The organism is Veillonella parvula, from assembly GCF_036456085.1.
In the GTDB taxonomy this organism is placed as follows: Bacteria; Bacillota; Negativicutes; order Veillonellales; family Veillonellaceae; genus Veillonella; species Veillonella parvula_E.
On the sequence record NZ_CP138632.1, the window covers coordinates 905304 to 918550 of the forward strand.

The 13247-nt window shown below is 39.3% G+C and carries 15 protein-coding genes; 3 read left to right on the forward strand and 12 right to left on the reverse strand.

Annotated features, from left to right (window positions below; all coding sequences use genetic code 11):
- Positions 1-101 precede the first annotated feature (101 nt).
- The 7 genes from trmD to ylxM all read right to left on the reverse strand — a co-directional run bounded on the left by trmD (position 102) and on the right by ylxM (position 4222).
- Positions 102-932 carry a tRNA (guanosine(37)-N1)-methyltransferase TrmD gene (trmD, locus tag PK1910_RS04340; RefSeq protein WP_058948526.1) on the reverse strand — a complete coding sequence of 277 codons (831 nt, stop codon included), beginning with the start codon at positions 930-932 and terminating at the stop codon, positions 102-104.
- 120 nt (positions 933-1052) lie between these two features.
- Positions 1053-1550 carry a ribosome maturation factor RimM gene (gene rimM, locus PK1910_RS04345; RefSeq protein WP_058948525.1) on the reverse strand — a complete coding sequence of 166 codons (498 nt, stop codon included), beginning with the start codon at positions 1548-1550 and terminating at the stop codon, positions 1053-1055.
- Positions 1550-1957, reverse strand: coding sequence for a YlqD family protein (locus PK1910_RS04350; RefSeq protein WP_004695569.1), 408 nt, complete (start codon positions 1955-1957; stop codon positions 1550-1552). Before PK1910_RS04350 ends, rimM begins: the two co-directional genes overlap by 1 nt.
- 14 nt (positions 1958-1971) lie before the next feature.
- Positions 1972-2199, reverse strand: coding sequence for a KH domain-containing protein (locus PK1910_RS04355; RefSeq protein WP_004695567.1), 228 nt, complete (start codon positions 2197-2199; stop codon positions 1972-1974).
- A 21-nt stretch (positions 2200-2220) separates the two neighbouring features.
- Positions 2221-2484, reverse strand: a complete 264-nt coding sequence (gene rpsP / locus PK1910_RS04360) for a 30S ribosomal protein S16 (RefSeq protein ID WP_004695565.1) — start codon at positions 2482-2484, stop codon at positions 2221-2223.
- Positions 2485-2544: 60 nt separating this feature from the next.
- The gene (ffh, locus tag PK1910_RS04365; protein WP_058948524.1) at positions 2545-3897 is read right to left on the reverse strand and encodes a signal recognition particle protein; all 1353 of its coding nucleotides are present in this window, start codon (positions 3895-3897) and stop codon (positions 2545-2547) included.
- Positions 3887-4222 carry a YlxM family DNA-binding protein gene (gene ylxM / locus PK1910_RS04370; RefSeq protein ID WP_004695559.1) on the reverse strand — a complete coding sequence of 112 codons (336 nt, stop codon included), beginning with the start codon at positions 4220-4222 and terminating at the stop codon, positions 3887-3889. Before ylxM ends, ffh begins: the two co-directional genes overlap by 11 nt.
- Before the next feature lie 327 nt (positions 4223-4549).
- Between ylxM and PK1910_RS04375 the strand changes: the two genes are divergently transcribed.
- Positions 4550-5875 (forward strand): FAD-containing oxidoreductase, encoded by a 1326-nt coding sequence (locus tag PK1910_RS04375; protein ID WP_058948523.1) that lies wholly within the window; start codon positions 4550-4552, stop codon positions 5873-5875.
- 195 nt (positions 5876-6070) lie between these two features.
- Here PK1910_RS04375 and PK1910_RS04380 read toward each other — a convergent pair whose 3' ends face one another.
- Both PK1910_RS04380 and PK1910_RS04385 read right to left on the reverse strand, forming a co-directional pair.
- Positions 6071-6598, reverse strand: coding sequence for an ECF transporter S component (locus PK1910_RS04380; RefSeq protein ID WP_024060993.1), 528 nt, complete (start codon positions 6596-6598; stop codon positions 6071-6073).
- A gap of 207 nt (positions 6599-6805) precedes the next feature.
- A complete protein-coding gene (locus PK1910_RS04385; protein ID WP_058948522.1) occupies positions 6806-8980 on the reverse strand; it encodes a heavy metal translocating P-type ATPase in 2175 nt (724 codons plus the stop codon).
- A 407-nt stretch (positions 8981-9387) separates the two neighbouring features.
- Between PK1910_RS04385 and PK1910_RS04390 the strand changes: the two genes are divergently transcribed.
- On the forward strand, positions 9388-10041 hold the full coding sequence (locus PK1910_RS04390; protein ID WP_058948521.1) for a YigZ family protein: 654 nt from the start codon (positions 9388-9390) through the stop codon (positions 10039-10041).
- A 23-nt stretch (positions 10042-10064) separates the two neighbouring features.
- Here the strand turns inward: PK1910_RS04390 and PK1910_RS04395 are convergent, their stop codons facing one another.
- Entirely contained in the window at positions 10065-10250 is a 186-nt protein-coding gene (locus PK1910_RS04395; protein WP_004698441.1) for a hypothetical protein, read from the reverse strand.
- A gap of 195 nt (positions 10251-10445) precedes the next feature.
- On the opposite strand from PK1910_RS04395, the gene PK1910_RS04400 reads away from it, so the two are divergent.
- Entirely contained in the window at positions 10446-11336 is an 891-nt protein-coding gene (locus tag PK1910_RS04400) for a LysR family transcriptional regulator (protein WP_004695545.1), read from the forward strand.
- Positions 11337-11524: 188 nt separating this feature from the next.
- Here PK1910_RS04400 and PK1910_RS04405 read toward each other — a convergent pair whose 3' ends face one another.
- Positions 11525-12475 carry a dihydroorotate dehydrogenase gene (locus tag PK1910_RS04405; protein ID WP_004698485.1) on the reverse strand — a complete coding sequence of 317 codons (951 nt, stop codon included), beginning with the start codon at positions 12473-12475 and terminating at the stop codon, positions 11525-11527.
- A complete protein-coding gene (locus PK1910_RS04410; protein ID WP_004698480.1) occupies positions 12475-13242 on the reverse strand; it encodes a dihydroorotate dehydrogenase electron transfer subunit in 768 nt (255 codons plus the stop codon). Before PK1910_RS04410 ends, PK1910_RS04405 begins: the two co-directional genes overlap by 1 nt.
- Between the last annotated feature and the right edge of the window lie 5 nt (positions 13243-13247).

Genomic DNA, 13247 nt, shown 5'->3' on the forward strand with positions numbered 1-13247 from the left:
GCTCGAATAGGCAAAATCATACGTGTCTTGCTCTATTCCCTCTCAAAAACGGAATTTAATGAAATTAAGCTTTAAAGTAACCTATCCGTTCATGAATAGTTTCATTCTTCACCTTTATGTCTTACAGACTCTTCCTCAACTATCTCTTTTAAAAGCTTAATTTCTTCTTTTGTTAATGGACGCTCTAATAAATCTGGACGTAACAACCGAGTTCTTTTAAGTGCTTCTTTTTGACGCCAAGTGGCAATATTTTTATGATGACCACTGCGCAAAACATCTGGAACAGCCCACCCTCTAAATTCTGGAGGCTTTGTATATTGCGGGCACTCCAAAAGAGACTCATAAAAAGAGTCCTCTTGTGCCCCACTAGCCGCGCCTAATACACCAGGTATCATGCGAGCCACTGCATCAGTAACTACCATGGCTGGCAACTCACCACCGGTTAATACATAATCACCAATAGAAATCGTTTCATCTACAAGATGTTTCTCTACGCGATAATCTACACCTTCATAGTGACCACAAATAAGGACCACTTGATCATAGCTAGCCAATTCACGAGCCTTCTCCTGAGTGAAAGGCTGTCCTGTAGGTCCCATAAAGATAATACGACGTCGTATACTTTCATTAGGATTACCAATAAGACTCATTTCATCACACATTTCATCTGTGGTATAAGTATCATTAATATCACTATCATATTGAGCAATAACGGATTCTACGGCTTCAAAAATAGGAGGTGCCATCATGAGCATACCAGCCCCGCCACCATATGGTGTGTCGTCTACTTGACCATGCTTATTATGGCTAAAATCTCGAGGATTCGTTACACCTACAGATAGACGTTTTGCCTCGATAGCTCGTTTTATGATGGAATGATTAAAAAACGCATCAAAAAACTCTGGAAATAAAGATACAATATCAATACGCATAAACCGTCCCCTGTACTTATTAACTCACATTAACTCATTAGTATTATCTATATATAGCTATATTATATACCTTTTACGATAATATACCTATATGTAGATAAAACAAAACCGCCCAAAGGATTATATCCATTCAGGCGGATCTACGATCATCAATTTATTTTCCACATCGATGTCTTTAACGACCTCTTCAATGGCTGCAAATAATTGATCTGGTTCCCCATCTTTAGAGACCACATAGACATCATTAGCACCTGGTTGTAATACATCAGTAACTATGCCAAGCACATTACCCATAGTATCTTGTACCTCAAGGCCAATGATATCAAAGATATAATAGCGACCTTCTGGCAATTCCACTAAATCTTCACGGCGCACTTGAATTTCTTTCTTACTCAATAATTCAGCCGTATTACGATCAGGAATTCCCTTAAAGGATGCTAATACAAATTGTTTGTGAAATCGTGCGGATGCAACGTGGTATTCTTTACCATCGATGTAACAGGCATCCATATGCATAAACCGTTCTGGAAAATCGGTTTGAGGCATAATACGAAGATCACCCCGCACGCCGTGCGGGGCGATGATAACACCTATTGTGATGAAATCGTTATGTTTCATTATTGACGAAACGCAACGATCTTACCGTCTTCTAATAGGATTTCAGCGCCCATCAAGGCATCCAAATTATCCCCGATTTTAACGGTAACTGTTTGCTCTAATGTACCTTGAGGAATTTCAGTTCCTAAAGACAACTCCTTAGCATCCTTCAATTTAGCTGTTACTTCTTCTTTGAAAGCCAAGCGTTTATTTTTTTCTTCGTCGATTTGTTGACGAATAGCCGTGAGACTTGTAGCATCAACTTTAGCTGCATCAGCCAAAATACGTTGAGCTTGGAACTCAATTGCTTCCAAATCTTTATTCACCATATCAAGACGAGTTTCAAGATCGGAAACAATTTTCGCTTTCAAGTCATCTGTTACTTTTGCTTTTACTGCTACAGGGACACGTAATGTCATTTCTTCCATTGGAATACTCCCTTTTAAACAATATCAACAGATATCTTTTTGTTCTCTTTAATAGCCGCCGCTTTCACCACAGAGCGAATCGCTTTAGCAATTCTACCTTGCTTTCCGATGACTTTACCCATATCCTCTGGGGCTACATGAAGTTCATAAACTTCCACATTCCCCTTTTGGACCATGGTAACAGAAACGGCATCAGGCTGCTTCACTAATGATTTCGCAATTAATGAAATTAATTCTATCATCACAGTATGCCTCTCTATTAATTACTTTTTAGCGTCTGCAAATTTTTGCATAACGCCTTGTTTTTTGAACAAGGAGCGAACAGTGTCAGTAGGCTGAGCACCTTTAGCTAACCAAGCCAAAGCTTTTTCTTCGTCTACATTAACGATAGCTGGTTGTTTAGTAGCATCATATTGACCAATTGTGTCAACAGGACGACCTTCACGTGGAGCACGTGCGTCAGCAACTACGATACGGTAGAAAGGAGCTTTTTTAGCACCTAAACGAGTCAAACGAATTTTTAACATTGTGAAATTCACCTCCTTATACTGATGTGGATGGACAAGTTCAGCGCCCCTGCCCATGTATTACATAAACGGTAATTTAGGCATTCCAGGGAAGCCGCCCTTACCGCCACGTAAACCTTGCATGCGCTTCATCATCTTCCGCGCTTCTTCAAATTGTTTCAACAAGCGATTTACATCTTGGACCTGTGTACCAGAACCTAATGCAATACGCTTACGGCGAGAACCATTAAGAATACTTGGATTTTCTCGCTCTGCCGCCGTCATGGATGTAATGATAGCCTCAATACGACGCACCTCTTTACTATTCAAATCAAGGTCCTTTAATTGATCCTTAATTTGTCCCATGCCTGGCAACATGCCAATAATATTTTGTAATGGCCCTAACTTTCGCACCTGGTTCATCTGTTTTAAGAAGTCATCCAAGGTGAAATTGTTTTTCGCCATTTTCTTTGCCATTTCACGAGCTTCTTCTTCATCAATGGCGCCTTGTACATTTTCAATCAATGTTTTAAAGTCGCCCAAATCGAGAATACGAGAAGCCATGCGGTCTGGATAGAATACATCAAAGCCATCCATTTTTTCGCTCACACCAGTGAACTTAATTGGCAAGCCTGTTACAGCTTTGATGGATAATGCGGCACCACCGCGCGCATCACCATCGAGTTTAGTAAGGATAACACCATCAACACCTAATTTTTCGTTAAAGGTTTGAGCGGTTGTTACTGCATCTTGACCGATCATAGAATCTACAACGAGCAGAATTTCATGAGGTCGAACAGCAGCTTTGATGTTTGACAACTCATCCATGAGGACTTCGTCTATAGCCAAACGTCCTGCGGTATCGATGATAACAACATCTTTCAGCATATGCGTGCTTTGCTCTACGGCACGACGCGCAATATCTACTGGATTCACACCAGGTGTTTCATCGGCAAATACAGGAATATCAATTTGCTTACCTACAACTTGCAACTGAGTAATCGCAGCTGGACGATATACGTCGGCAGCGACAAGCATCGGACGTTTACCTTGTTTGCGTAAGTATACAGCTAGTTTACCAGCTGTTGTAGTCTTACCAGCACCTTGCAAACCAACGAGCATAATAATTGTTGGTGGCTTGCTAGAAATCATGATACGACTTTGCGTACCACCCAAGAGAGCCGTTAACTCATCATTTACGATTTTAATAACCGTTTGGGCTGGATTCAAGGATCCGAACACCTCTTCACCAAGGGCCTTTTCCTTAATGGACTTAACAAAGTCCTTTGCTACCATAAAGTTAACGTCAGCTTCTAATAAAGCTGTACGTACCTGACGCAACGCAAGATTGACATCATCTTCTGTAATTTTGCCCTTCCCTTTTAAGGATTGAAAGGCTTCTTGCAGTTTTTCTGACAAGCTATCAAATGCCATAATATCCCTCCATTTGCGCCAATACTTGTTGCACCTTGGTTTCGGCTAACACCTCTTTAGGCAATGTTGCTTTCAACTGTGAAAGCAAGCCTTCCCGTTGTTCATATTGTGCCACCAAGTGCAATTTAGATTCGTAATCATTTAAAATGTGTCGAGCACGCTGTAAGTTATCGTGTACAGCCTGTCGTGATACGCCTAATTCCTCAGCAATCTCGCCAAGGGACATATCATCTTCGTGGTGAAGTTGTAAGGACATGCGTTGCTTGTCCGTCAACAATGGCCCATAGAAATCTAAGAGCAAACTTATGAGTACTCGTTCTTCCATTTCGCCACCTCCATCACTGTCAAGTCATATTACTTTACATATACTACCGTACATAAAGAAATGTGTCAAGTAGAAATACTTAACACACTTAATTTATTGCTATAATACATATAAATCACAGTTATACAAGCTATCTCATCCTCTTAAATGAACCAAAAACCATAAACTAATTAACTACCTTAACATAATCATTCTAGACAAATTTAATTCATAATCAATGATAATTATTTCTAATTTCTAATTTCTAATTTCTACTTTTATATCTATAATAATATGCTATAATATCAATATCTAATATTTTCAATATAAAAAAACAGGAGGTATTATATGAATACCAAACAATATGACATTATCGTCTTAGGTTTCGGCAAGGCTGGTAAAACATTAGCCGCAAAATTTGGCTCTATGGGCAAATCCGTAGCCATGATTGAAGAAAATCCACTAATGTACGGTGGTACATGTATTAATATCGCATGTATCCCTACTAAGACGATGATCATTGCCGCGTCAAAAGGCTTATCATACGATCAAGTATTAAACCAACGTGAAGTTGTTACATCTCGCTTACGCAATAAAAACTTCGGTATGTTAGATACAAATGAACATGTCGATGTCTATACTGGACATGGTGCATTTATTAGCAATAAAGAAATCGCCGTTACCGCTGGCGAGGATAAGATTATATTATCTGCTGACACTATCGTTATAAACACTGGCGCTGTAGCGATTAAACCTAATATTTCTGGCATTGATACAGCTACAGGTTTCTATAATAGTACAGAAATTCAACAATTACCTACTCAACCTAGTACATTAGGTGTTATCGGCGCTGGTCCTATCGGTCTTGAATTTGCAAGTCTATATGCAAAACTTGGTGCTAAGGTAACTGTATTCAACATCGAATCTAGCATCTTAAAACGCGAAGAACCTATCGTTCAAGAGCTAGCTACTGAGTACTTAACTGAACAAGGCATTACCATTCTTAATAATGTAACATTAGACTCTGTATCCAATGATGACAACAAACCAGTTATCAAAGCTAATAATCAAAACTATACATTTGATGCTGTTCTATACGCTACAGGTCGCAAAGCCAATACAGCTAATATCGGTTTAGAACATACTGATATCGCTACTAACGAACGCGGTGCTATTGTAGTTAATGATACTTGTGAAAGCTCCGTTCCTGGTGTATACGCAGTCGGCGATGTAAACGGTGGTCCTCAATTCACATATGTATCTCTTGATGACTTCCGTATCGTATTTGGTGCACTTACAGGCAGCGGCCACTATACCTTAAAAGATCGTAAAAATATACCTTATACTACCTTCCTAACACCTCCACTTTCTCGGGTAGGTCTTACAGAAGAAGATGCAATCAACCAAGGATATACGATTAAAACCAAGGAAATGCTCGTAGCTACCATGCCAAGAGCCCACGTAAACGACTATTTAAAAGGTGCTTTTAAAATCGTTGTAGATGCAGAAAACGATTTAATCCTCGGTGCTACACTCTATTCCCAAGGTGCTGAAGAATTGATTAACTTGATTAAAATGGCTATGGATAACAACATTCCATATACATATTTCAAAAATCAAATCTTCACACACCCTACAATGGCAGAAAACCTAAATGACTTGTGTAATTTCTAATAGCTTAATAGCTAATACAAACACTAGTCTAAATTAATAACCTAACACAAAAGCCTTTAGACACTAAACTAATTTAGCATCTAAAGGCTTTTGTATGTAATGAAAAGGCAGTTATATATAAGTGTATTAGGTCATTATAAATATATTAGATTATTATAGATATTTTACCATTATCTGCCTAAAACATTATATAAATTAATTTTTAGTAAACAATCTGCGTACTATCGTTTGTAATTTAGGTGTTAATATAATTGCTACTACAATGCCTGCGGCACTTGTAATCAAGGAGTATTGAATTTTGCTAGCCGCAACGACCGCACTTTCAAGAACAAACCACCACGCAAGGAAGTAGCCTAAAGCTGTCCAAATAGCACCAATAATAAGGGCTACTAAAATACGACCAAAGGATGCCGTTGGTTTTGTAATAGAGGGTGGCAAATAGCCTGCAGTCATACCACCTACGATAAGTCCTGCAATGCCTTTAATAAAGAAAGAGAATACGATATACTGCGTATGACCACCAAAGAGATCAAATAGTGCAGATCCAATTGCCGCACCTAAGCCGCCATATAATCCACCAAAGAGGATAGATGTTGTAAAGAGTGCAGCAGATCCTAAATGAACCATAGCGCCACCTGGTATTTCAATGCGAATTGTAGTAGCCACTGCACATAACGCGGCAATAAAGCCAATATAGACAATGTCTCGAGTACTTAATTTCATAATCATGAACCTCTCTTTTAAATCAATCACTATATTCAGTATAACAAATCATAAGCCGTCTAAAAACACCATTATCGTAGGAATTAAATATCCATTTCACGTCTCAATACAAGATATAAATATATACTTAACTATATGTCTGTAGATATAATAAAGCACCTATACCTCTGTATAGGTGCTTTATAGTATTCAATTATATGTATAATCTTAAATTTTAGCTCGTTTCAAACGAAGTGAATTACTTACGACTGTAACAGAGCTAAATGCCATCGCTGTACCAGCAATCATAGGATTTAACGCACCGATAGCGGCCAAAGGAATGCCAATACAGTTAAAGATCAATGCCCAGAATAGGTTTTGTTTAATGTTGGTCATTGTCTTACGGCTGAGGCGTACAGCTTGTACCAGTGTATGCAAATCATTACGTACGAGGACGATATCGGCTGCTTCTACCGCAATATCTGTACCACTACCGATGGCAAAACCAATATCTGCCGTAACAAGCGCCGGAGCATCATTGATACCGTCACCAACCATCCCCACTACAAGACCTTTATCTTGCAATTCTTTTACCTTGCTAGCCTTGTCTTGAGGCAATACTTCAGCTATAACATGAGAGATACCCGCTTGTTTAGCAATATATTGAGCAGTTCGACGATTATCACCAGTAAGCATCCATACATCAATACCTTGAGCATGTAACTCTTTTACAACCTCAATAGTTTCTGGACGTAATTCATCTTCTACAGCCCACAAAGCACTAACAACTCCATCTACAGCTAGAACAGATACAGAAGCACCTTGTTCTTCAAATTGTAAAATATCTTCTTGAACCGCAGTTAAATCATAACCTAGTTCGTTCATCCAACGACTGTGCCCAAGTTGTATGGATACGCCTTGGTAGGCACCTTGTAACCCTTTACCTGGTACATCAGCGAAACTTTCAAGTTCAACAGCTTTACCTTTGTAGCCCTGATCTTCACCGTAGTAAACCATAGCCTTTGCAATCGGATGAGATGTGCCACTTTCAAGAGCCATCATAATAGACATATTCGTACTTTCATCACCATTGTAATTTTTAAAAGCCGTCACATCCAATACACCCTGTGTAAGGGTACCGGTTTTATCCATAACAATGGCATCGAGCTTACCCGCCTTTTCAAGATATTCTGCACTCTTGATGAGCACGCCGTGTTCCGCACCAAGTCCAGACCCAACCATGATAGATGTTGGAGTAGCAAGGCCAAGCGCACAAGGACATGCGATAACAAGTACCGCTGTTGCGTTAATGAGAGCAACGTTAATAGAATCTCCCATAATGAAGTACCATACGAGACCTGTCAAAACAGCAAGTCCAATAACAGTCGGTACGAAATATTGAGCCACGATATCTGCAATGCGTTGAATACTAGCCTTAGAGGTTTGTGCCTCTTCGACAACCTTGATGATTTGAGATAACATCGTATCGGAACCGATACGCTTTGCTTCCATGGTAAAAGCACCACTTAGATTTATAGTAGCACCAATAACTTCAGAGCCAACTTGCTTTTCAACTGGTAAGCTTTCACCGGTCAGCATAGCCTCGTCTACTGTGGAATACCCCTCAGTAATTGTACCATCAACAGGGATTTTTTCGCCTGCACGAACTTGTAAAATATCACCCGCTACCACCTTAGATGTAGGGATATCAATAAATTCTCCATCACGCAACACATGAGCTGTTGCGGGTTGTAAGGCAATCAACTTTTGAAGTGCTTCAGAGGTACGCCCCTTCGCAATTTCTTCTAATAGCTTACCAAGAAGGATAAATGTAATGAGCCACGCAGAGGTTTCAAAATATATTCCATGAGGGCCTAATTCAGGGTGAAATTGCCAGTTATAAATACTGAATAGATAGGCTACCGTCGTGCCCATTACTACGAGCACATCCATCGTAAGTGCTCCATTTTTCACTGCACTCCAGGCACTCTTATAGAACATGAGACCAGGACCGAACTGAGCAATAGTAGCAAGAACAAACTCTACCCATACAGGCAATGCCTGAATACCAAATCGATGTAACGTCATATTAATCATCATCGGTACTGCCATACAAGCGGCAATAATAAGGCGTGTAATATGAGGTTTTAAGTTAACCTTTTCTATTTCTTGCTTTGTTTCGTCTGCTTCTGCAGCACCAAAGCCGATATTCGTAATGGCATCAATAATCTGTTGTGAGTCTACAGTAGCCCCGTCTTTATATTCAACGCTCCCCTTTCGAGTTAAGAGGTTAACCTTAACAGATTCTACGCCATCAACTTTAGAAACAACGTTTTCAACACGTTTTACACAGGCTGCACAGTGCATACCTGTAATATCAAATTCTTGTTTTTTTACGCTCATATTCACAGGCCTTTCTACTCTGTAGATATATCTTATCTTACAACTTACTATATTATTACAAATTCGTACTATATTTTGTATTTATGTACTTAAATATATGTCTAAACATCTATCTATAAAAAGCTATATATCCTATTGTAAATAAAATAGCCATAAACAAGTTCACTAAGAATGTTTCAATATATTTTAAAACTTCAATATATGAACATATTACATGACTAACTACTCATATATCTACATTTAATAATAACATAAATTCTCATTACGTCAATATCCTACCAAATATAGAGGCTATTTCTTTTTTATAAGGGAATTAACCGCTTTTACCTATACATAGCCTTCATAAATAGATTATAATAAAGTGATGATGAATAAACATAAACTTTGATTCCAAAGGAGGTGAATATATGTCTGAATCAGTAAGCCCTACAGTGGAATTTACTTCGGTAGCAAAGGAATTTCGCCATGAATATGTTGTTGAAAAATCACGGTTTATAACAACAGTATATCCTTGCAAGACTGAAGAGGAAGTCCAAACCTTTATAAGCCGCATCAATAAAGAATTCTGGGATGCGCGCCATAACTGCACAGCCTATACATTAGGCCCACAGCAAGAACAACAACGATCTTCCGATAATGGAGAACCATCAGGCACAGCAGGTAAACCAATGCTAGAAGTACTCAAAAAGACTGGTATTACCAATGTAGCCGTCGTCGTAACACGTTATTTTGGAGGCATTAAATTGGGCGCTGGTGGCTTGATTCGGGCCTATTCACACTCCGTTGCGGAAACCTTACGTCTTGCGCCTAAAGAACTACATACAACACGAACTCGGCTACAAGCAAAGATTGACTATTCACTGTATGGAGCAGTAGAAAGATATGTACAGGATGAAAAATTACACTATGAAGCAAGCTTTGGTGAATATGTAGACATAACAATCCTAATACCACCTACTGATGTAGAGCGCATACAAAAAGAGCTCCAAGACATAAGTCATGGAGCTGCTACTTGTAATGTATTAGATTCTATTGAGGTGGTACTACCACTAGATAAATAATCTAGTTAGTAGATTCCAAACTTTTAATTGCCGTTATTAACTAAACCGGCTATACCTTGACCGAGTTCACGACGTTTTTCCTTAGTCATAGGATAAGGCCATACTCGTTCTAATTGTTTTTTCCGGCTAATTTTATTACGAGCCGTCATTAATCTACGTGCTTCCCAATTACGAATTGCTCGACTTAATGTTCTTTTTACCACGCCCATAGTAGTACCTACTTTCTTAACTATTGTTATATATCAAAATTTGTGATAAGTATAGAAAGATAATTTAAAACTTAATTTACTTTCTATTACTTTGTTGAATTTAGTATATATAGCATTTTATTAAATGTGAAATGACCGTTACTTAGTTCGTTATAATTTTTATTTATCATATTATGTGTATAATAGGGAGATTCTATGGATACATCTTACTACCACAATTTTATTACCCTTGTTCAAACGGGCAATATGACACAGGCCGCAGAGATTCTTCATATTACACAACCAGCGTTAAGTAAGCAGTTGAAATATTTAGAGGCTGAATTTGGGGCTCAATTAATCAACATTAAACGCGGCCAACGAGGATCAAACTTGCAATTAACAGATGCTGGTAAAATCTTCTATGAAAAAGCACAACAACTTTGCTCTATTGAAGAATCTACATATAATGCTGTACAACAATTGAATTCACGCATTGAAGGTACTTTACGCATTGCGACGTCTGCATCTCGTTCAACGCCAATCGTACAGCAATATTTACCAGCTTTTTCCATGAAATATCCATCTGTCCATTTTGAAATTTATGAAGGACTTATGACAAATGTAGTGACCCAACTCATCAACGGTAGCGCCGAATTAGGTATCGCCAATATTCAAATGGTAGATATCGATAAATTCGATATTCTGCTTACCCAAGAAGAGCATTTATACGCTATTTTCCGCCGTGATGTATTCTGGACAGATCGTGAGCATGATACCATCACGTGGGAAGACATAAAAAAATGTCCTCTATCCCTTTCTGGTGGCTCTGTCCGAATGATTATGCAATCTAGCTTAACAGATATGGAGCAACTTAATGCGGTAGCTATCACCACAACTAAAAGCTCAGCTATTGAGTGGGCCTCTTCTGGACGTACAGTTTCTTTAGTCCCAATGGACGCTAAGGAACTCATCAATCATCGCAAAATGGCCCGCATCAAATTACCAGAATTCTCGGGGGATTTCAAAAAAGCTTTTATCACACTTAAAGGCCATGCACTTTCCCCAGTAGCACAGCAATTTATTGACTTCTACAAAGCATATGTATAATCATAATTATACATATTATTACCATACTATGACATTAACAGTCTATATAATTGGCATCTATGTAATTATAGACCCCAATTCAATACATAAGAAAAGACCTAGTACTAAATGTACTAGGTCTTTTTGTATCATATCCTATATAACGACAATTCTTATGGTTGTTTAAGCTCGCCGTATATATGATTCTGTTATACTTGATGAACAGCACCTACAATATCAGTGATGCTGTTAAGATTATATTGTTCTACATATTCGCTCATTTCACGGGCAATACGTGAAATTGCTGTTGGATCTACCATCGTAGCTGTACCAACTTGAACGGCTTGCGCCCCTGCCATCATAAATTCGATAGCATCTGTGCCAGTCATGATACCACCAAGACCAATAATAGGAATAGTTACCCCTTTATAAACTTGGTGCACCATGCGAAGAGCCACGGGTTTTACGGCTGGGCCGGATAATCCACCATAAGTGTTCCCCAATACAGGCTTGCGACGGTGAATATCTATAGCCATGCCCAACAAGGTATTAATTAGACTTACTCCATTACCACCGCCTGCTTCAACAGCCTTTGCGATTTCTACAATGTCTGTTACATTTGGTGAAAGCTTAACGATAACAGGTTTATCCGTTACCTTACGAACCGCTTTAGTTACCGATTCAACAACCTTTGGATCTACACCAAAAGCCATGCCTTCACATTCTACATTTGGGCAAGATACGTTGACTTCTAACCCTGCAATGCCATCTACAGATAATGTCTCTGCCATCCAAGCAAACTCATCAATTGTGCCCGCAGACATATTCGCTAGCAATGGTACATCATATTTCTTAAGCTCTGGTAGAATTTCTCTAACAAAATGTTCAGCTCCAGGATTTTCAAGGCCAATGCAGTTCAATACGCCAGATGGTGTTTCTGCAATACGAGTTCCAGGGTTTCCGTGACGCCCCTTAGGTGTTAAACCTTTTACGGAGATAGCTCCTATCTCATTGCTAAGATCTAAATACCCAGCATACTCAGGGCCATTGCCAAAGGTGCCAGATGCGGCGATAATAGGATTTTTCATCTTAATCCCGCAATAATCAATGGCAAGCTTTGGATTTGGCGTAACGGTGTTATTTAAATCGCGTTCATGCATTAAAAGAACACCTCCTCAGCGGGGAATACAGGACCATCCTTACAAACTTTATAGCGTTTACCTTCTGCACCATCACAAGCACAGCCTAAACAACCTCCAGTACCACAGCCCATACGCTCCTCAAGAGAAACTTGGCAAGGCACATTCAGTTCTTTAGCCACTTGAGCTACGCCTTTCATCATCGGCGTAGGACCACAAGTCATGACAGAAGTAAAGGAATTAGCATTAATTAGGTCAGGCATAATAGCCGTAGGGAAACCTTTTGTGCCCACACTACCATCATCAGTAGTGATGTGGACTTGAACAGGTGTATCTTTAAATAAATCTGCCCAGAAGGTTTCGCTTTCATTTCTAAAGCCCAAAATAACTTGTGCTTCTTCACCTTCTTTCAAATGAGATGCGATACATAGCATCGGTGCAATACCAACGCCACCGCCAATGAGAAGCATATTATTAGATGTTACAAACGGTTCGCCCAAAGGGCCTAAACAATCTAATGTATCGCCAGGTACGAGATGTGTCATAATCTCAGTCCCCTTACCTACGACGCGATACAAAAGGGTAATCGTACCCTTTCGGGCATCAAATCCAGCATAGCTAATAGGGCGGCGCAATAATGGCGCCGTAGAGTCCGCTACGCGAACATTACAAAACTGTCCTACCTTTGCTTCTACTGCTTGTTTTGGTGCGTGAATATCCATAATCCACACATCAGAGCCTATTTGCTCATTGCGAACGACTTCGCCCTGTTCTACATAGCCACTCATGGTTA

What these genes read in the sequence shown, in the direction of transcription:
- trmD (WP_058948526.1), bottom strand. Translation starts at nt 932, where the DNA reads ATGCGTATTGATATTGTATCTTTATTTCCAGAGTTTTTTGATGCGTTT.
- rimM (WP_058948525.1), bottom strand. Translation starts at nt 1,550, where the DNA reads ATGAAACATAACGATTTCATCACAATAGGTGTTATCATCGCCCCGCAC.
- PK1910_RS04350 (WP_004695569.1), bottom strand. Translation starts at nt 1,957, where the DNA reads ATGGAAGAAATGACATTACGTGTCCCTGTAGCAGTAAAAGCAAAAGTA.
- PK1910_RS04355 (WP_004695567.1), bottom strand. Translation starts at nt 2,199, where the DNA reads ATGATAGAATTAATTTCATTAATTGCGAAATCATTAGTGAAGCAGCCT.
- rpsP (WP_004695565.1), bottom strand. Translation starts at nt 2,484, where the DNA reads ATGTTAAAAATTCGTTTGACTCGTTTAGGTGCTAAAAAAGCTCCTTTC.
- ffh (WP_058948524.1), bottom strand. Translation starts at nt 3,897, where the DNA reads ATGGCATTTGATAGCTTGTCAGAAAAACTGCAAGAAGCCTTTCAATCC.
- ylxM (WP_004695559.1), bottom strand. Translation starts at nt 4,222, where the DNA reads ATGGAAGAACGAGTACTCATAAGTTTGCTCTTAGATTTCTATGGGCCA.
- PK1910_RS04375 (WP_058948523.1), top strand. Translation starts at nt 4,550, where the DNA reads ATGAATACCAAACAATATGACATTATCGTCTTAGGTTTCGGCAAGGCT.
- PK1910_RS04380 (WP_024060993.1), bottom strand. Translation starts at nt 6,598, where the DNA reads ATGAAATTAAGTACTCGAGACATTGTCTATATTGGCTTTATTGCCGCG.
- PK1910_RS04385 (WP_058948522.1), bottom strand. Translation starts at nt 8,980, where the DNA reads ATGAGCGTAAAAAAACAAGAATTTGATATTACAGGTATGCACTGTGCA.
- PK1910_RS04390 (WP_058948521.1), top strand. Translation starts at nt 9,388, where the DNA reads ATGTCTGAATCAGTAAGCCCTACAGTGGAATTTACTTCGGTAGCAAAG.
- PK1910_RS04395 (WP_004698441.1), bottom strand. Translation starts at nt 10,250, where the DNA reads ATGGGCGTGGTAAAAAGAACATTAAGTCGAGCAATTCGTAATTGGGAA.
- PK1910_RS04400 (WP_004695545.1), top strand. Translation starts at nt 10,446, where the DNA reads ATGGATACATCTTACTACCACAATTTTATTACCCTTGTTCAAACGGGC.
- PK1910_RS04405 (WP_004698485.1), bottom strand. Translation starts at nt 12,475, where the DNA reads ATGCATGAACGCGATTTAAATAACACCGTTACGCCAAATCCAAAGCTT.
- PK1910_RS04410 (WP_004698480.1), bottom strand. Translation starts at nt 13,242, where the DNA reads ATGAGTGGCTATGTAGAACAGGGCGAAGTCGTTCGCAATGAGCAAATA.